The following is a 16,443-nucleotide window of genomic DNA, read 5'->3' on the forward strand; positions in this document are numbered from 1 at the left end:
GTCTCCCCGGATAGGTGGAGGCCCCCGCTCCGGGGAGAGACGGGGGCCTCCGGTCTGTGGATCAGAACGTCGGTGCCACCAGGCCCGAGCCGCCGATTTCCACGATCGACTTCGGGTAGCGACCCGCGGTGAAGGCCAGGTAGCCGTACACCTGGAGCCGGACCGTGAGGTTGCCGGAGCCGACGTCGGGCAGCACGCGAGAGCGGATGCCCGACTCGAACAGCAGCAGGTCGCTCGCCCGGAGGATGTGGATGACGTCCTCGGTGCCACCGCCGAGGGTGGTCGGCAGCGACGGGTCGGTGACGACCGGCAGGCCGTGCATCTGCCCCACGACCTGCTCCGCAGCCACCGCGCCGAGCGTGGCGATCGCGTTCTGCGGGTTGCCCGCGTCCGGCACCACCAAGGGCCGGCCGTTGGTGTCCGTCGCCGCGAGGAACCACGCCCACCGGCGCGGGTGCATCACGATGACGGTCGGCGGCATGAAGCGCTGCGTGTGCACGCGCTGCACCGCGTCCGCGATCTTCGAGTAGATCGAGGCGACCGTCGCCGTCGCTGCGGCGATGGTGATGATGTTGGGCGTGGTGCGGACGCCCGTGACCTGCCCGGCAGCGCCCGATCCGGAGATGACCTGAAGGTCCAGCTTGGTGGCGTAGTCGGCCACCAGGTCCCGGAAGATGACCTCGTCGAAGGAGACGGGGCTCTGGTCCAGGAGCTGGATCGCAACGTCCTGCTGACCGGCGATCGTCCGGACCGGAGCGGTGACGAAGTCATCCGTCAGGTCCGTCTCCTGCACGGCCGCGTTGTCCGCGGTCTGCACGCCCGTGGCGGTGCCGGTGGCCACCTTCGGGATGTTGATGCTGTCCGTGCCGGGCGGCAGCGGCTGCGAGGTGACGACGTTCGCATACGCCCGGCCTGCCCGCGCGAGCTCGACGAACTGCGACATCAGCCACAGCGGCGGCACGAAGTAGCCACCAGTGCCGTCCGTGCGGTTGAGGTCGCGGAACTCTCGGTCGGTTTCGACCTCCTGGGCGTGGCGCACCAGACGCTCACGGGCTGTCCCGTCGCCGTCCATGTTGAGCTGGACGCGCGCCAGGTCCTGGAGGTACGAACGGCCGTTGCCCCGCTCGTAGGTCCGGGACTCGTGGACGGTCTCCACGCGGGCCTTGGCGCGCTTCACCGCGGCGGCGCCGGCGGTGACGGTGCGCTCGCGCTCGGCCTCCTCGGACAGCTCGGCGATGCGCTCGTCCAGCGCCCGCAGCTCTTCGTCCTTGGCCTTGACCTGCGCGGTCAGCTCGCGGAACTCGGAGTCCTCTTCGGGGAGGAGGTCCTCGCGGGCCTCCTCCTCAGCGAGGTCGGTGATGGCCGTGCGCTTGGCGAGGATTTCCTCGCGCTCGCGGGCGGTCTGCTCGCGTCGTGCGACCAGCCGCCGGAAACGCTCGTCGGACATGACGAGTTGCCCTTTCTGGCGTTACGGATCATGACGGCGGCCAGTGCCAGGCCGTGATGAGCCGTCGAGCGCCAGTGCCAGGCGGGCGACAGCGGCCGCGGTCCGTGACGGATCGCGGGAAACTCAGAGGGAAGACGCGGGTCAGCCGGCGTCTTCGAGGTGGCGGCGCAGGTGCGTCTCGACGGCGGCCTTCGCCTCCGGCGGCATGTCGGCCTGCGGCAGCAGGGACAGCGCGTGTCGGACAGCTCCGAGGTTCGCCGGGGAGCCGATGCGCGGCTCGTGGTGCGGGAAGCGGTAGGAGTCCGCGGATTCGGGGTCACCGTCGGGGTCGACCCAGGCGTGCACGTAGCGGAGCACCACCTGGTTGCCCGCCCCGCCGGCTGCGGCGCTCCGCCGGTCGAAGCCCGGCTCGTTGGAGACTGCCGTGCCGTGGGCGGGGATCTGCGCGGACAGTTTCACGGCGACGTCGCCGCCCTCGATGGCACGGGCCTCAGCCAGGGACAGACGGCCGGGCGCCTTCGGCCGCGGCCTCATCTGCCGGTGCAGGGCGACCACGGCGTCCCGCGCCCGGGTGAGACGTTCGAGGTCCACGCCTTCGGAGCGCAGCTCAGCCATCGCGGCGTCGGGGTCGAGGGCGGCGAGGATCTCCAGCGCACCGGCCGCACTGTTGATCTCTGCGGAAGTCGCCGGGTTCGCACCGAAGTTCACCACCGACACGTCGCCCTTGTGGAGGGAGACCTCCAGCAGACGGCGTTCGGTGTAGTCCTCGTTCCACTCCTGCCGCTTCACCCGGAACCCGAACGACATTTCGTCCATGTCGCCGCGCTTCATCTTGGTGAGCAGCCGCTGGACGTCCGGGTCGTCGGCGTCCAGTTCGGCCTCGACGTGCAGGCCCTTGGTGTCCGCGGCCAGCAGCAGCGTGCCCGACTTGGTGCGGGCGAGCGGCATGCCCGCGTGGTTGATGAGCAGGTGCAGGTCGGGCTTCGCAGCGAGGGTGACGTCGAACGCCTTGCGGTCGACGATCTCGGTCCAGCCGTAGGGCGGGCCCCCGTAGACGTCGTACGGCGACTCGAACACGCTCGCGTAGCCGGTGAGGGTCAGCTTGGTGCCGTCGGCCCGCAGCTCCAGGCCGCCGTTCACCTGGATCGCGCGCCGCTCGGGCACGTCGATCAGGTCGCGGCGATCAGCCATGATTCCCCCTCGGGGTCTTGATGAGATGCAGCCCGGGGTCCTCCCGGCGCGAGCGGATCTGCGGGACGGTGATGTTGGATCCGGCCTGAATCGGCAGCGGTGTCCAGTCCTGGCCCTTGCCGTCCGGCAGCGGGGCTTCGTCTTCCTTCGCCCGGATCTCGTCGATGTTCCACATGCCGATCAGGCGGCCCTTTTCGTAGGCGTCCATGCGCCCGGCGAGGTCCACGCGGATCAGGGCGTCGGCGTCGAACTTGATGAACTGGCCGCGGGGCAGGCACTCGGAGAGGTGGTTCTGTAGCCGCGTCAGGTACGGCAGCAGCGCGTCCTGCACGAGTTCGATCTGCCGCTGCTCCGGCGAACTGTAGGAGTAGGAGCCGCCGGTCTCGCCGCCGATCTTCTCTGGCGGGATGCCGTAGATCGCCGCGATCTGCGTTGCCGTCAGCCGCTGCGTCTCGCAGAACTGCGCCTCGGCCACCGAGATTGTGATCGGCTCGTAGTCCCAGTCCTTGCCGTACACGATCGGCTCGTGCGACCGGATCGCCTGCACGACGCGGCGCTTGATGACCGACGCCTGCCCCTGGTCGATCGTCTGCATCGTGTTCTTGAAGCGGCCCGGGGGCTGCCCGCCGGCGCGGAAGTAGTCGTCGACGAACTTCTGCGCGGCCAGGCCTGTCGACACCGTGACCGCGTAGGCGGCGATCGGAGACAGGCCCCACACGCGGCCCGGGAGCGTCATCCAGGGGATGTGTACGACGTCTTCGGACGGCAGCTCGACGCCCAGGTACGACCAGACCGGGTCCGTGGCGCTGCCCCGGGTGCCGATCGCGTTGGTGTCCTGCACGAACACGTCGGACGGGTTCAGCCACTCGATCTTCGTCGGGAACTCCAGCCAGTCCCGCTCCGTGACGACGCCGACGGCGTTGCCGCGGTAGACGAGCGACAGCATCGCCCGCACCAGCCAGTCGTCGATCGTTCCCTGCGCGGCGGGCTTCTGGAACAGGTGGGCGAGCGGCAGATGCGTCGTCAGGCCGCCGACGCGCCGGTACTGGTGGATCGGCAGCGACGACACCGACGACGCCAGCAGACGGCCCGCGGCGAAGACCGGGCTGAGGCGCATCGCACCGGGCACCGACAGCGCGGACGGGGACGCAAGGTCATCCACCGGCCACGACACATCGCCGACCCCGATGTCACGCTGCTCGGGCGCGCCCGCACCGCGGCGCGTCCAGCCCCAGCGACGGAAGGGGTTACGCATGCGGCGGCCCCCTTCCAGGGAGGTCAGAAGATCGAGTCCAGGGGGTCGTACTGCCGCTCAGCGAGCAGGAAGCTGCGGGCGACGTACGCCCAGCGGGCCAGGGACATGGCGACGAGCGGACTGATGTCGACGTCGGGCCCGTGCGGAGTCCACGCGATCGTGTCGCCGGACTGCTTGGTCTTCGCCCCGGCCACCGCGGCGTCGAGGTACTGGTCCGGCACGTACCGGAACGCCTGCTCGCGGACGCCCTCGAGGACCTGCCCAGCGGCGGCCGCCATGTCGACCGCGGAGGTGACGGCGAGGTCGCCGGCCTCCGGCGCGTCCTTGTCCTCGGGAACCTGGAACCCGGCCTCCTTGAGGGCGGTTTCCAGGAAGGCGTGGGTGCCGCGGCCCATCGCGAGGGCGATCGGCTCCAGCGCCTCACGGAGCTCGACCAGGCGCGGCACGAGCCACTTGGTGCCGGACCGGTAGTCGGCGGCCTGCACATGCCCGAGTCCGTCGCCGCGGACGCCGTACACGCACACCGCGGCGTAGTCCCGTAGCGGCGACACATCGACGCCGATCGCGACGCCGCCTTCGGCCGTACGGCGGGAGGCCTCGTCGGCCATCGCCGCCCACTTCTGCGGGTCGATGACGATGTTGCCCTGCGAGCGCTTCGGCCAGATCCCGAGGATCTCCCGCGCGAAGCCCTTCGGGCTCATGCCGCGTCGGTCGCGCACCATCGCTTCCGGCGTGACCCGGATCCCCCACGACGGGTTCGTTGCCGCCCAGATCCGCCGGTCGTCGAGGTCGACCTGGTCCAGGTGGTCGAGGTCGCCCGCGGCGCCCCAGTCGCGGTATCCGAGCGAGTCGTCCCCTCCGGCTTCGGCTCGCGCGCGCAGCATGAACAGCACGTCGCCGCTCTCGCCGTCCAGCGGGGGCGACGAGGTGTAGATGATCTGCGGGTTGGGGCGGGCCCGCATCGTCGGCATCAGCGCGTCCTGCTGGATCAGCGTGTACGCGAACGCCTCGTCGATGATGACCAGGTCACCGGAGAAGCCGCGGCCGGAGCCCTTCGAGCGGGCAACGAACTTGATCCGGGCCTCGGTGTCGAGGCGCTCGAAGCCTTCCTCACCGTTGGTGTTCGAGATCTTGATGCGGACGCCGTCGATCTCGTACAGGTTCTCGTTGTTGCCGACCTGCGTACCGAGCCGCTTGATGAGCCTGCGGACCCGCCGGAAGGCCTCCATCGAGGTCTTGTACTCGTGCGCGGACCACAGGATCGTTTCCTCGCCCAGGACCAGGAAGCCGATCAGCACCCGGATTTCGAGGATGGCGCCCTTGCCGTTCTGCCGGGCGACCAGCTCCGCATACTCGAAGCACGCCCACTTGCCGTCTGCCCGGCAGGCCAGCAGCAGATCGATCGCGTCCCGCTGCCACGGGTCTGCGACGAGCCCGGCCTTCCTGGCAAGGTCGTCCGCCTCCTGGCCGAGCGTGTACGCGTACGGCGGGTGGACCTCAACCCTCGGCTTGGCGCTTGCGGTCAGCGATCCGCGCGGTGAGGTCGGCGACACCGACACCTCCCGCCGGGTCCGCTCCAGCCGGGCCAGACACCCTCTGACCTTGGCGAACCTCCGCCAACAGGAGCTTGAGGGCACTGGATTGCTGTCGAGACTCAGACAACAACCCCGAAATATCAGGGAATTGCGCAATATCGGGGTTGACATCCCCGGCGAGAGTCCCCAACATGGTGTTCAGAAGGTCAAGCCGGTCAGCGATCCGACAAGCCTCCTCCAGCAGCACCAGATGCGCCGGAGTCAGAGACCAGATCGCGAGGGACTCAGTCCACATCCGCCGGCCCCGCTCCCCGAGTCCGGGGGGTGGCTCCACGATCACCCCCTGAGGGAGAAGACGGCTGCCGTTTTCTTCGGGGGGATATTTTTTTGAGTTGGGTGCGGGGTCAGCCACGCCATGATCAAAAAAAGATGATCTTGGGCCGCATTTCACGTTTCTGCAGGTCAGAGGCATGATCACGATCGGCCCATGATCCTTAATCTTGGTCCGGTGATCCCGGACCGGCCCGCCTGACCTGCACCGGAGCACCATCAGTGCAGGTCAGGGGCTTGATGGGGCGGGCAGGTCACAGGGTGGAGGCGTCCACGGTGTGGCTGGGGCGCGGCCGCTGCGCGGCGCGCAGCCTGTTGTTCCGGGCGGTGTTGCACCGTCGGTGGGCGAGCCGGCAGTTGGCCCGGTCGAGTGGGTCGCCACCGAGCCAGAGTGGGTGGACGTGGTCCACGGTGCGTGCCATCGGGTGCGTGGTGCCGGGTAGGGACTGGTCCACGTAGCGGTGGCAGATCCAGCAGTGAGTCTCTTCGGCGAAGACCTGGGCCTGCACGCGCAGCCAGGGCCTGCCGCTGCGGGCCTGCTTGGTACGGCGGTCGATGTCCTGCTGGGTCAGCTGCATCAGCGCTTGTACCGGGTGGCGACGTCGTAGGTGCGCAGTGCAGGGTCGGTGCCCCGGTCTCCTGCGGCCAGGCGCCCAGGCTGGCGGCAGATGTTCCAGTCGCACGGGCTGCTGGGTTCGGTGTGCCAGCACTGCACAGGCTGGTCGTCCAGGTCCTCGGGTTCCATGGTGTGCCCCCCCTGCCTCGAACCTCAGTCGCCTCAGGCGCGCCTCAGGCCGCTTCCGCCAGCGCGAGGCGTAGGACGTCGGCCATGGGTACGTCGACCGACTCGGGTGTGAGCGTGGGCTCGGGTGCTCTGCCGAACCACACCTCGGTCACGTCCTGACCGTCGACCGTCTCGGCCCGGATGGGGTTGTGGCAGGTCTCCAGCTCGACGACCTCGACGCTCTGGTCCAGCTTCGGCAGCAGGTACCGGCGGACGATCGGGATGAGCGGGAAGTCGAGGTTGGTGTAGTCGATGCCGTTGGCTTCGCAGTAGTCGAGCCAGTCTTCGGGGTCGTCGCCGTCGTTGAAGCCCCACTTGGAGAGCAGGCTGCTACTGCGAAGCGTGAGGTGCGGACCGCCCACGGCTGCCCCCTCGACACGGCGAAGCCCGGCGCTGCGGCCGGGCTGGTGGTCCTGCTGTTCGGTGGCCGGTGAGGCGTAGAGACCTTGCCGACATTGCTGCCACCGTCTCACAGAATGGGCGTCTTACTGATCTCTGTCAAGCAGATGCAGGTCAGGCCCCTTGACACGCCGGCCGCTTGGCGTCGTGCGCACGTACTGCGTCGGCAATGTCGGCGAGGTCCCACAGGGCCAGGCGCTGCCCGCGCACGGGGTTGGGTATGGAGTCGGCCGGGCTGACGTGGCGTCGGCGCGCCCAGTCCCGGAACTGCTTGGCGTTGAGGCCGAGGGAGTAGGCGGCCTGGGGCGTGGTGACGAGGGCGCGCCCATCGCGTCCCAGTGGAGTGTTCACACATCAATCATGCCCACGAGACGCAGCCACCCCGCGGCTGCGCCGCATGCGGCTCCTGTCCTGCGGCAATCGTCGAGTCCGGTGCGCGTGGTGCTCACGCTCCCAGTGTCGGTGACTCCTCGTTGCCGGCGTCTGCCTCCGCTTGCTGGGGAACTTCAGGAGGTCCGGTCCAGTAGCGCTCTTCTGCACGCCATCGACGATCGAGAGAAGCCTTCCAGTTTGCTTGCAGGTCGGCCTCAAGCACCTCGTGGAGTCCGTCGGAGCGAGCCGCGTGCAGGCAGGAATCGATGACGAACTGCCGCGACCATTCGCATTCCTCGACAGTGATCGACTTGTATGACTCGGCTACGGCATAGCTCTTCGAGCCATCCATATATCCGTCGACCCGAGGAACGCGCGCTTCGAAGCGTAGGTATTTCGGAAGGTCAATTCCGAGGCTAGTCACACGCAGTGCTGCCTGCATTTTCTCAACGATGTCCATCGTCTTAGCCAGTGAGGCTTCCAGGCTTCGACCGAGTCCGTGCTTGGGCCGGTCGAAGGTGGAGATGTTGTCGCCGAACGAAAAGGGGGAAGGGTAGCGGCCATCGAAGATGTCCCTGGCGTAGTACTGCATCAGGGCCTTCATCGCGAGGCCAAGTCCTGCCATGGCGTGCATGATGTCGCCTTGGTCGGCGTGAAGTTGTGCTTCGCGAAGCAAGCGGGCAACTTCCGGCTGGCTGACCAGGTCGAGCATGTCCACGGCATCGAAACTGACACCGAACACGAGTGGCGTAGCTACCGTGAGGAACTTCAGTGCGCAGCCCTGGCAGCGCTCGACGGTTTCAGCCGCCGGAATGATCTACTTGTGCTTGAATCCGATACGAGCATGGTTCAGCTTGTCCATGTCGGCTTTGCCGGGGAGCGCGACCTGGCTCTGGGATTTGATCTGCCCCCAGTACTCCAGGAAGTCAATCTTGGGGTTGACGTTCGTGCCGAGATGACTCGCGGCCAATCCTAGGAACAGTTCGACCGCGTCGTGGAACTTCAGGACGGCCGTCGAGGAGAGCGGGTGCACCAGACGACCCGCGTCGACGCCTTCCTGGTAGGCGTGCTTGACGAGCGCAAGTTGCTGAACCGTAGACGGCGTTAGCGATGAGGTCACCATAACTCCCAGTGCTGCGAATCCTCTTGGCATTGTGAGGGCGCTTGCCGGTCTCCCGCACGTTGTTATCCGGAGACCCCTGCGAAACGGAAGCGCGTCTCGATCCCTGGGCTCTCGAACTCCGACAGACCAGGGACCGAGATGGCTCGATCAGCCGAGGGCCGTGCCGATGACGATGCTGACCAGGCCGACGGCTACGGTCGACAGACCGAGCGCGGCGGCCTGCTGCTTGGCGTACTTGCTCAGCAGTACCTGGCCAGCCATGGCAGCGACCATCAGGACGGCTGCCTGCTGCTTCTTCGACATCTCTCCTCACCTCCTTTCAACAGAGTTGGGAGGCATGATGACACCTGGGTCTGACAATGCCCTGTTATGACGGGGCTGTTGGTCGTTGGTCCAGGTTCAGCGAGTGTCGCGTCACAGGTTGGTCACTGTGCGTCCGCTGCACCGTGCTGGTGCCATGGTGCTGCTGTGAAGGTCTTGAGAACTCTGGCTACCACAGCCCTGGTTGCCGCAGTCTGCGCGGCGTGCGGCTCCGACTCCGACTCCGACTCCGACAGCGGAGACGAGGTGCCGACGTCTCCCCCGCCCAGCAGCCAAGCGAGCACGCCGACGTCCTCGTCTCCGAGTCCCACTGTGGAGCCGTCGACTCAGGACTCGGCCAGCCCCACGGCCAGCAGGCCCGAGGCGACGCCGTCGGCGTCGGCGGCCCTTTTCCCGGGGCACTCGGTGCACCAGACCGCGGACAGTGTCATCGCGAACCGGGACTCGTACGGCGAGGGCTGGCCATGGAAGGCCGAGGACGTGGTGATGGCGTGCAGCGAGGCGATCGGCGGTGGGGCGTACCTGAACGCGTCGGACGGCGAGAACTACCTGCTCACCGGGACGATCACCGAGCCTGGCTTCGTCAAGGGCAACGCGGGAACGGACCTGTGGGACGGCAAGGACGGCGACGCGTACGCGTTGTGGCTCGACGCCGGCGCCAAGTTCTGCCCAGGCGGATCCTGAGGAGCGGCGGTCCGTTGCGGCAGACTGCACGCGTGCACATATTTCTCGCTTCCCCTGAGACAGATGTCGCGTGGGTGACCGTTGCTGGCGTGGCCGTTGGCGGCCTTATTGCCGGTGTCTTCACGCTCTGGGGTGTTCACCGCACCAACGAGACGCAACGCAAGATCGCTCGGGACCAAGTAGATGCCACGGAGCGAGCTTCGCGTCGTGAGCAGCGGCGGACGGCGTACGCGGACCTCGTGATTGCCGTTGAACGTGTACGCGACATGATCGAACCGATAGGAGCGCTGATCAGTAAAAGCTGGCCCGTAGCACGGCCGTTGTCCGAAGGCGACGGGCAACGGGCGGACGAACTCGTGGACGAGCTGCGGCAGCGATACGAGGCGGCATTCCAGCGTGCGCAGATCGTGCGCATCGAGGGGCCCTCGGACATCCAGGAACTCATCCCTGAACTCATCTTCGCCATGGCCGACATGCGTGAGGCCGCGCGCAGGAGGTTGGAAGACGCCAAGGCAGGGAGGAGGCCCAACGAGATCGAGATCAGGTGGAACGAGAGCGTGAGGACACTCCACGGACGGCTCGATGAGTTGGTCACCAAGGCGTCGGCCGTATTGGAGGAGTCGGCCTGAACGGGCCTTCTGGTTCTTCGACATCTCTCTTCACCTCCCTCCTGGTGGTGTTGGGGCGCAGCATGCCATGAGGGACTGACAACGCCTTTGGGCGCGACGGTAGTTGTTTGCGGGCCAGAAGGATTGAGGCGGCCTGCACGCTATGCGCTGGGGACACTGGGCTGTAGGGCTGCGTCCCGGAATAGTGTCGTGGCGCCCGAGGCTTCTCGGTGGACGAGCGCCACGGTCGTGCACTGCGCCGCCTCGAACCAGAAAAACTTGCAACAAGATTGAAATCGAAACTCCTTGACATATCAGGGATAGCGCCTGAAGCATCGGTCGGACTTGGCTGACTCTCTCGAAGGGGTACCACGATGCGTATCGAAGTTCGTCGATTCGGGTGGCCGTCCCTTGTGGCTCTCACGGCGGCGCTCCTATGCATAGCTGGAGGCATTGTGATGGCCGTGATCAGCTGAGACGACAGGTCTCTCGATTCCGGATTCTTACTCCTTCCGGGTCGATGTTGTGGTGTGCTGGCCAGCACACCACAATGCGGAGTGTCACCAGCCCTACGCTCAGCGTGGAGATTTCCGCGGCACAGGAGACAGCGCGTGGCTATGCATATGTCAAGCACCAGCGGCCGATACATCCCGGACCGAAAGGACTTCGTCCTCGGCATTGTGGACGGTTGGGCCAAGGAGAGAGGTAAAGAGGGATCTCCAGCGCTCAGTGCCATCACTGACTACATCCTGGGTCCGAGAGTCCTGGTGCCGGACCAGGAATGGGAGACGCGAGCCTCAACGGAACTCGACGAAGATCGAACTCGGGAAATCCTGGAGGAGTGCCTCGACGCCCTCGATAAGCACCGCGACATCTCAACCATTCCGCCGGAAGAAGTAGCCCAAGAGGCCGACCCCATCTTTGGTGACGTCCAGAAGAAGAAGCGTTGCCCCTGGCCTTTCCATCGCTGCTGACCTGACGGGGAGTCAAGATGGTGAGCGCCGACAGCGGCTCTTCGAACGAGAAAAAAGCGGTGTCAACCGAAGAACACAACACAGGGGAGCCAGAAGACAAGAGGGCAGCGCTCAATACAATCGGTACACTCACGAATTCCTTGATCACTCTTGCGACCGGCACACTGGCGCTGACTGTCGCGCTACTGAAGAGTATCTACGGCGAGGGAGACTGGGAGTGGGCCATGTGGACCGGGTGGGGCCTGCTCGCCGGTTCGGTCTTGCTCGGCTTCGTCGTCCTCGGCCAACAGATCAGCTTGTTGGCGGAGTCTGACCTCAAGCCTCGGGGCGGTCTCCTGGAGTGGCTTGGCCTGATCCACCTACTCACGGTCACGGCCGGCCTGGTCCTTCTCGCCATCTTCGCCCAACAGAACGTAGGAGTGGGCACAAAGGATAGTTCGCCGCCTGCGACAAGCCCCACGGCCTCGGCCGAACAGTGACAGCAGCTATGCCGATCCAGATCGCCAACGTCGTGTGCGGCCAGCCGGAGGGCCGCTCGGCACACCCATGACGCTAGGCGATGTACGGCCGCCTTGTACGCCTACCCCTATCAAGGGCTCACCGTCAGCATTCGTCCCGGCCTTGATCATCCGGCCAGCGGCGCTGGAACTCAGCCTGTGAGATCTGGCCCGCCTGGAGTGCACTGACATCGAGCTCTCGGGCCGCCCAACGCCTGAGCTCCTCGTCCGGAGCGTTGTTCAGGACGCTGAGGGCGTGGTCATCCTGCTTGGCACGATCAGGTGGCTCTGCGGCGCCCTCGTTCAGCCCACGGGCAAGCCTGCACCTATCACGGTGGCTGCCCGTGCGCACGGCTCTCGCAGGCGGTGCGGTGCGGCAGCTGGTCCCTGGCGAAGCTCCGCAGTAGGGGCACTCGACCTTGCGCGTCACCTCCTCCTCGGCCATCTTCCGCTCCTGTGCCTCGCGCCAGCGATCCATCCTGACCTCGTCCGCCGCACGATTGCGCTCGACTCGTTCGTCGTGGGCACGCATCGCATCGGTGATCGCGGCGATGGAGTCAAGGCCGTCCGTGAGACCTTGCAGCAGAGCTTGGAGCGCGGCGGCGAGCTCATCCCACATCGCCGTAGCGGCCGCGTCCAGCTCCCTGCCGGGCCCAGCTGAGGCGCTCCTGAAACCGGCTAAGGTCGCGCGCGAACTGGAGCATGTTCAAAGGCTGTTCAGTCACACAGTCATCCTGCCCCTCCGCGCCGATAGCCACGTCGGCTTTCGAGGGCCTTGGTGACGGTGGCTCCGTACCAGCGGTTCACGTCGTCGGTGGTGTCGTCGGGGGCTGGCCAGCGGCCTCGGGCGCGGTCGGCGCGGATGGTGGCGGCCTTGATGCCGATGCCCGCGTTCTCCAGCTCGGTGGCGGTGTAGAGGCGGCGGGGTTCTAGTTCGGCGGCCTGGCGGTCGATGTGGTCGCGGATGAAGTCGTCGACGTCGTCCGGGTTGTAGAGCCGCCAGCGGCCTCGCCGTTCATTGAGGGGTGCGGGCCAGTGGGGGTGGCGGGTCCATGTCTTGCTGACTGTGGTCTGGGGTCGTCCTGTGCGGCGGGCGATGTCGGCGACGGTCTCGGGGGTGCGGTCTACCATGGGGGCCGTCCTTCTATTGAGGGATGGATCGACCGGCGGGGGTTTCGCAACGGCGTTCGCGCTGAGGCTTCGGCCTGGCTCCCGCCGGTCGCCGATCTTGCATGGGGCTGCCCCCGGCTGGGTGCCGGGGGCAGTGGTCGTTAGGTCAGTTCCGGCTGCTCAGGAGCCACAGGTGGAGCCTCCCCAGCGCATCCTCTGCGTAGAGGAGGTTGGCGGAGATTCCCTCGATCCTGGTGATCCTGTACTCATGCTCGGAGCAGAGCGTGTACAGGTCGATCGCTGCCAGCCAGTGGATGCAACCGGTGTGCAGCAGGGCTGCCTGGTCCTCACCCATCGGCTGGTCTGCGGCCAGTTCGTCGACTCGGATCACCGCAGGGACGGCTTCCCTGCTGGAGACCCGCCCCTCGACGGGGAGTCGCAGCGGCACGGGGAGCAGTCCGCAGATGTCGACGAGGATCGAGTAGACCTGGGAGATTCCGAGGGCTAGCACCCTCAGCATCTCGTCCTCTCGGTCAGCCATGTTGGCCTTCCTTTCCTCTGTTGAGTTGAGATGGATCGGAGGGTTGGGGTTCGCAGCCCCTCACCTCTTGAGTAGTACTTTACAGCGCTTGAGTAGTGAATTGCAACACCCTGGGGCGAGAAAGAGGCCCCGGATCTACGCCGACCCGGGGCCAGGCTCAGCCTCTACGCGAGGCGCCAGCCGGAGAGGCGCTGGTCGTCTCCGACGTCGGCCGTCAGCCGGTGCCCTGGGAGATCGTCCACGGTGACGCCGACAGCTGCGGCGATGTCGGCGGCCGGGTAGCGCTCCGGCTCGGCGCGCTCCCCCGGCGGGACGTCGGCAACGACCTCAGCCTCGTCGCCGACGAGCAGCAGGATGCGAACAGATACACGCTCGGTGGTCATGGGGTCATCCTCCCGTGGACGGGTGCGTCATGGCCGGAGGTACAACGACGGAGAGATAGGCGCGGGTGCCGTCGCTGCCGCGCATGGGCCAGTAGGAGGCGGGGCCGAGGTTCGCGGCCTGCTGGAGCGCGACGACCAGCTGGCGCACGGCCGCGTCGTCGCCCATGAGCCAGACGTCGACCGGCGAGGGCCCGGCGCTGTCACCGCGGCGGTCCGTCGTGCGGCGGGGATGTCGGTCGGTCACGAGTGGTCCCCTCCGGCGATGACGGCCGCGGCGACTGCGATCCAGCCCCTGTGCCAGGACTGGTCCGTTGACGAAGCCCTTGGAACCGATGTGCTCCAGAAGCCAGCGGACCGGCCACCGGCGATCGAAGAACCCGTGCGTGCCCATCGAGACGGCGAGCCCCGCCGCCAGACAGGTCCAGGACATGTGAAGCGGAAGGACGGCCCACACCAGCGCCAGCATCGCGACCATCACCAAGTGGTACCGGGCTACGCGTCCCAGGCACGCCCCCCAGCCCCGCCGCGGGCTCACGCCGTCGACGACCTCTGCCTCCGACGGCGCCGCCTTGCCAACGGCCTGGTGGTCGGTCTGCCCGATCACATGATCAGCGAGATTGTGAGCGACAGAGAGCACCGTCGCGAACGTCGCAACCTGATCGATGGAGGTCATCAGAAACCACCTGCGGATACGAGGCCGCGACCAGTAGCGTCTGCAGAATGCGCCGCTTTGTGCTCGACTCCAACGCGATCGACCCGATAGCTGACACCCCGGGGGCCTACGAGGCCACTCGGGCCGCGATCGTCGACGGCAAGATCGAACTCCTGATCACACACGTCAACATCGACGAGCTCGCAGCGATCCCAGACCTGGATCGGCGCTCGTTCCTGCTCTTGCTCCTCTGTGACCTCGGCACCCTTGTCCCCACGGGCGCGGCGGCTTTGGACTACTCGCGACTGGACTTCTGCCGCCTCAACGACGACGAGGAAGTCACCGAGGCGCTGCGGTCCGGCAACATCGACCACACGCGCGACGCCCTGATCGCCGTCACGGCAGACTTCGAACAGTGCGCCCTCGTCACAAACGAGAAGCGCCTCACCAATCGATCGCGAGACCGCGGGATCGAGGTCCTCACTACACGCGACCTCCTTGCCGAGATCGGATTCCAAATACCCTAACTGCCAAGGCTGGGCCCAGGACTTGGTGCAGAGAAGGTCGAGCAGGTAGCCGGCGTTCGGAACGCGATGGAGCCATCCGGCGTGGCCGGTTGCGGCGGCGAGCTTCACGACACCGCGCGGCTGCTCGTCGCGCCAGTGGCCGCCTTACCGGTCGGCGATGTAGTGGGTGACGGCGGAGACAGCCAGGCCGAGCGCGGCGCGCTTCCAGGACAGGCGTAGCCCGGTGGCCCGCTCCACCTGGGCGAGGGCGTGGTCAGCGTCGGGGTACGGACGGTAGTTCGCTCGTCGTCATCCTCTTCCGTGTGCGGCGCTTCGTTCCGGAACACGCCCTCGGCCGGTTGCACGATGAGGTCCAGGAGCGGACCCACGGTCGGCTGCTGCGCCAGGACCGGCCAGTTCGTCGAGCCGTAGCTGGAGTGCAGCCACTGCCGGGCAAGGACCTCGAAGGTGCCACCCTTCTTCTCGAAGGGGTCCCACAGGTGGATCAGGTCTCCGACCTGTGGCGGGTACGGCGTGTGCAACTTGCCGTCGCCGTGCGGGCTGCCGATGTTGACGTGGTCGTAGCGGAACTGGCCGACTTCGGCCGGGGTGCGGATGTGGAAGCTGCACACGACGGGCCTCATATGGCGGGGCCTTTCGTCGGCAGGGGCTTGATGGCGTTGAGCATCCGGAGGACGGCGTTGACGACGTTGCCCGTCATCTGGTCCCCGCTCGGGTCGTCGGGGGCAAGGTAGGCGGCACGCGGTTCGGTGGTGTCGGGCTGGGAGCCGTCGATGCGATTGCTGCTGGCCATGTAGCGTCCGCCGCCGATGTCTACGGCGGTGATGCAGCGCTGCTCGATGCGGCCGGGAATGTGCTCGAAGCGGGGTGTGGAGCCGCCAGACATGCGACGGCGCGCAGCCTCCCGCGCGGCCGGGTGGTCCGCGTCCTCGCTAATCGAGTACGCCTCGTACCGGAAGGCCACCGCAACCAGGTCGCCGTCTCCCGGCACGATCACGTGCTGCCCGTCGCTGCGCCTGGGCATCTGGGCTGCCACCTCCGCGAACCTGGCGAGCGCGGTAGGGGGATGCGGAACGGCCTCCCAGAGCGCGCCCGGGATCCACATTTCGTCCATTCGCGCGGATCCGCAGGGCAGGCTGTGCAGTGTGAACACTGCGGGTACCTCATCCCACTCGGTTCGGTCGCGGAGCTGGGTGGCCAGCTCCTCCTTGACCGCCTCCACAGTGGCTTCGGGTAGTGGGCTCACGGCGTGGGGCCTTTCAGGGTGTTCGTTCGGACGCTGATGCTGGTGATCTCGGGGGCGGTGCCGCGCGGGTACAGGCCGCGGTCCCAGGCGCCGCGGTAGGTGTCGGCAAGGACCTCCAGGGCGCGGCGCAGTGCGTAGCCGGGCGAGTGGCCGGTCTCCTGGAGCAGGGCGAGGTCGGCTCGCGCCTCGGGGGTGAGCCACTTGCGCAGTGGCTCGTCGAGCGGGTCGCGTGGCGCATGGTCCGTCTCGGCCGCTGGCGCATCCGGCTCGGGCTCCGGCTGGGGGGCCTGCTGCTCGGGCGTGGGCTGGCGCTGCGCCGTCTCGATCTCGGCGAGGTCGCGGCGGATCGTGTCCTTGCTGACCCCCAGCCGAGCTGCGATCTTTCGGGCGCTGATGCCCGGCTCCTGGCGCATCAGTTCCTCGACCATGGCGCGGCGCGCGGTGATGGTGAGGGGGGCGGGCAT

The 16,443-nt window shown here is 67.2% G+C and carries 24 protein-coding genes; 5 read left to right on the forward strand and 19 right to left on the reverse strand.

What is annotated here, in order from left to right:
- Nucleotides 1-61: 61 nt before the first annotated feature.
- The 11 genes from STRCI_RS06350 to STRCI_RS06400 form a co-directional block, all read right to left on the reverse strand.
- On the reverse strand, nucleotides 62-1,447 hold the full coding sequence (locus tag STRCI_RS06350; RefSeq protein WP_269657861.1) for a phage major capsid protein: 1,386 nt from the start codon (nucleotides 1,445-1,447) through the stop codon (nucleotides 62-64).
- A 141-nt stretch (nucleotides 1,448-1,588) separates the two neighbouring features.
- Entirely contained in the window at nucleotides 1,589-2,638 is a 1,050-nt protein-coding gene (locus STRCI_RS06355; RefSeq protein ID WP_269657862.1) for an HK97 family phage prohead protease, read from the reverse strand.
- Nucleotides 2,631-3,893 carry a phage portal protein gene (locus STRCI_RS06360; RefSeq protein WP_269657863.1) on the reverse strand — a complete coding sequence of 421 codons (1,263 nt, stop codon included), beginning with the start codon at nucleotides 3,891-3,893 and terminating at the stop codon, nucleotides 2,631-2,633. Before STRCI_RS06360 ends, STRCI_RS06355 begins: the two co-directional genes overlap by 8 nt.
- A gap of 23 nt (nucleotides 3,894-3,916) precedes the next feature.
- Nucleotides 3,917-5,446, reverse strand: a complete 1,530-nt coding sequence (locus tag STRCI_RS06365; RefSeq protein WP_269657864.1) for a hypothetical protein — start codon at nucleotides 5,444-5,446, stop codon at nucleotides 3,917-3,919.
- A gap of 566 nt (nucleotides 5,447-6,012) precedes the next feature.
- Nucleotides 6,013-6,336 carry an HNH endonuclease gene (locus tag STRCI_RS06370; protein ID WP_269657865.1) on the reverse strand — a complete coding sequence of 108 codons (324 nt, stop codon included), beginning with the start codon at nucleotides 6,334-6,336 and terminating at the stop codon, nucleotides 6,013-6,015.
- Entirely contained in the window at nucleotides 6,336-6,503 is a 168-nt protein-coding gene (locus tag STRCI_RS06375) for a hypothetical protein (protein WP_269657866.1), read from the reverse strand. Before STRCI_RS06375 ends, STRCI_RS06370 begins: the two co-directional genes overlap by 1 nt.
- A 44-nt stretch (nucleotides 6,504-6,547) precedes the next feature.
- Nucleotides 6,548-6,904: a hypothetical protein gene (locus STRCI_RS06380; RefSeq protein WP_269657867.1), complete on the reverse strand. Its 357-nt coding sequence runs from the start codon at nucleotides 6,902-6,904 to the stop codon at nucleotides 6,548-6,550.
- 151 nt (nucleotides 6,905-7,055) lie between these two features.
- Nucleotides 7,056-7,292 carry a hypothetical protein gene (locus STRCI_RS06385; protein ID WP_269657868.1) on the reverse strand — a complete coding sequence of 79 codons (237 nt, stop codon included), beginning with the start codon at nucleotides 7,290-7,292 and terminating at the stop codon, nucleotides 7,056-7,058.
- A gap of 94 nt (nucleotides 7,293-7,386) precedes the next feature.
- On the reverse strand, nucleotides 7,387-8,031 hold the full coding sequence (locus tag STRCI_RS06390) for a hypothetical protein (RefSeq protein ID WP_269657869.1): 645 nt from the start codon (nucleotides 8,029-8,031) through the stop codon (nucleotides 7,387-7,389).
- A gap of 99 nt (nucleotides 8,032-8,130) precedes the next feature.
- Nucleotides 8,131-8,433, reverse strand: a complete 303-nt coding sequence (locus tag STRCI_RS06395) for a hypothetical protein (RefSeq protein WP_269657870.1) — start codon at nucleotides 8,431-8,433, stop codon at nucleotides 8,131-8,133.
- 150 nt (nucleotides 8,434-8,583) lie between these two features.
- Nucleotides 8,584-8,739 (reverse strand): hypothetical protein, encoded by a 156-nt coding sequence (locus STRCI_RS06400; RefSeq protein WP_269657871.1) that lies wholly within the window; start codon nucleotides 8,737-8,739, stop codon nucleotides 8,584-8,586.
- Nucleotides 8,740-9,162: 423 nt separating this feature from the next.
- Here STRCI_RS06400 and STRCI_RS06405 point away from each other — a divergent pair, with 423 nt between their 5' ends.
- The 4 genes from STRCI_RS06405 (at nucleotide 9,163) to STRCI_RS06420 (ending at nucleotide 11,502) form a co-directional block, all read left to right on the forward strand.
- Nucleotides 9,163-9,441 (forward strand): hypothetical protein, encoded by a 279-nt coding sequence (locus tag STRCI_RS06405; protein WP_269657872.1) that lies wholly within the window; start codon nucleotides 9,163-9,165, stop codon nucleotides 9,439-9,441.
- A 32-nt stretch (nucleotides 9,442-9,473) separates the two neighbouring features.
- Complete coding sequence (locus STRCI_RS06410; RefSeq protein ID WP_269657873.1) at nucleotides 9,474-10,070, forward strand: hypothetical protein; 597 nt, start codon at nucleotides 9,474-9,476, stop codon at nucleotides 10,068-10,070.
- 602 nt (nucleotides 10,071-10,672) lie between these two features.
- Complete coding sequence (locus tag STRCI_RS06415) at nucleotides 10,673-11,023, forward strand: hypothetical protein (RefSeq protein ID WP_269657874.1); 351 nt, start codon at nucleotides 10,673-10,675, stop codon at nucleotides 11,021-11,023.
- A 17-nt stretch (nucleotides 11,024-11,040) separates the two neighbouring features.
- On the forward strand, nucleotides 11,041-11,502 hold the full coding sequence (locus STRCI_RS06420) for a hypothetical protein (RefSeq protein WP_269657875.1): 462 nt from the start codon (nucleotides 11,041-11,043) through the stop codon (nucleotides 11,500-11,502).
- 124 nt (nucleotides 11,503-11,626) lie between these two features.
- Here STRCI_RS06420 and STRCI_RS06425 read toward each other — a convergent pair whose 3' ends face one another.
- The 5 genes from STRCI_RS06425 to STRCI_RS06445 all read right to left on the reverse strand — a co-directional run bounded on the left by STRCI_RS06425 (nucleotide 11,627) and on the right by STRCI_RS06445 (nucleotide 14,227).
- Nucleotides 11,627-12,139, reverse strand: coding sequence for a zinc finger domain-containing protein (locus tag STRCI_RS06425; RefSeq protein ID WP_269657876.1), 513 nt, complete (start codon nucleotides 12,137-12,139; stop codon nucleotides 11,627-11,629).
- Nucleotides 12,140-12,249: 110 nt separating this feature from the next.
- Nucleotides 12,250-12,651: a helix-turn-helix domain-containing protein gene (locus STRCI_RS06430; protein ID WP_269657877.1), complete on the reverse strand. Its 402-nt coding sequence runs from the start codon at nucleotides 12,649-12,651 to the stop codon at nucleotides 12,250-12,252.
- A 145-nt stretch (nucleotides 12,652-12,796) separates the two neighbouring features.
- A complete protein-coding gene (locus STRCI_RS06435; protein WP_269657878.1) occupies nucleotides 12,797-13,171 on the reverse strand; it encodes a hypothetical protein in 375 nt (124 codons plus the stop codon).
- Between the two features lie 164 nt (nucleotides 13,172-13,335).
- Nucleotides 13,336-13,554: a hypothetical protein gene (locus tag STRCI_RS06440; RefSeq protein WP_269657879.1), complete on the reverse strand. Its 219-nt coding sequence runs from the start codon at nucleotides 13,552-13,554 to the stop codon at nucleotides 13,336-13,338.
- A 4-nt stretch (nucleotides 13,555-13,558) separates the two neighbouring features.
- Nucleotides 13,559-14,227, reverse strand: coding sequence for a hypothetical protein (locus tag STRCI_RS06445; protein ID WP_269657880.1), 669 nt, complete (start codon nucleotides 14,225-14,227; stop codon nucleotides 13,559-13,561).
- Nucleotides 14,228-14,274: 47 nt separating this feature from the next.
- On the opposite strand from STRCI_RS06445, the gene STRCI_RS06450 reads away from it, so the two are divergent.
- Entirely contained in the window at nucleotides 14,275-14,733 is a 459-nt protein-coding gene (locus STRCI_RS06450; RefSeq protein ID WP_269657881.1) for a hypothetical protein, read from the forward strand.
- Between the two features lie 104 nt (nucleotides 14,734-14,837).
- On the opposite strand, the gene STRCI_RS06455 is transcribed toward STRCI_RS06450, so the two are convergent.
- The 3 genes from STRCI_RS06455 to STRCI_RS06465 all read right to left on the reverse strand — a co-directional run bounded on the left by STRCI_RS06455 (nucleotide 14,838) and on the right by STRCI_RS06465 (nucleotide 16,443).
- The gene (locus STRCI_RS06455; RefSeq protein ID WP_269657882.1) at nucleotides 14,838-15,356 is read right to left on the reverse strand and encodes a hypothetical protein; all 519 of its coding nucleotides are present in this window, start codon (nucleotides 15,354-15,356) and stop codon (nucleotides 14,838-14,840) included.
- On the reverse strand, nucleotides 15,353-15,757 hold the full coding sequence (locus STRCI_RS06460) for a hypothetical protein (protein WP_269657883.1): 405 nt from the start codon (nucleotides 15,755-15,757) through the stop codon (nucleotides 15,353-15,355). Before STRCI_RS06460 ends, STRCI_RS06455 begins: the two co-directional genes overlap by 4 nt.
- 218 nt (nucleotides 15,758-15,975) lie before the next feature.
- Nucleotides 15,976-16,443 carry a helix-turn-helix domain-containing protein gene (locus STRCI_RS06465; RefSeq protein WP_269664499.1) on the reverse strand — a complete coding sequence of 156 codons (468 nt, stop codon included), beginning with the start codon at nucleotides 16,441-16,443 and terminating at the stop codon, nucleotides 15,976-15,978.

The sequence above is a fragment of the Streptomyces cinnabarinus genome, from assembly GCF_027270315.1.
Classification (GTDB): Bacteria; Actinomycetota; Actinomycetes; order Streptomycetales; family Streptomycetaceae; genus Streptomyces; species Streptomyces cinnabarinus.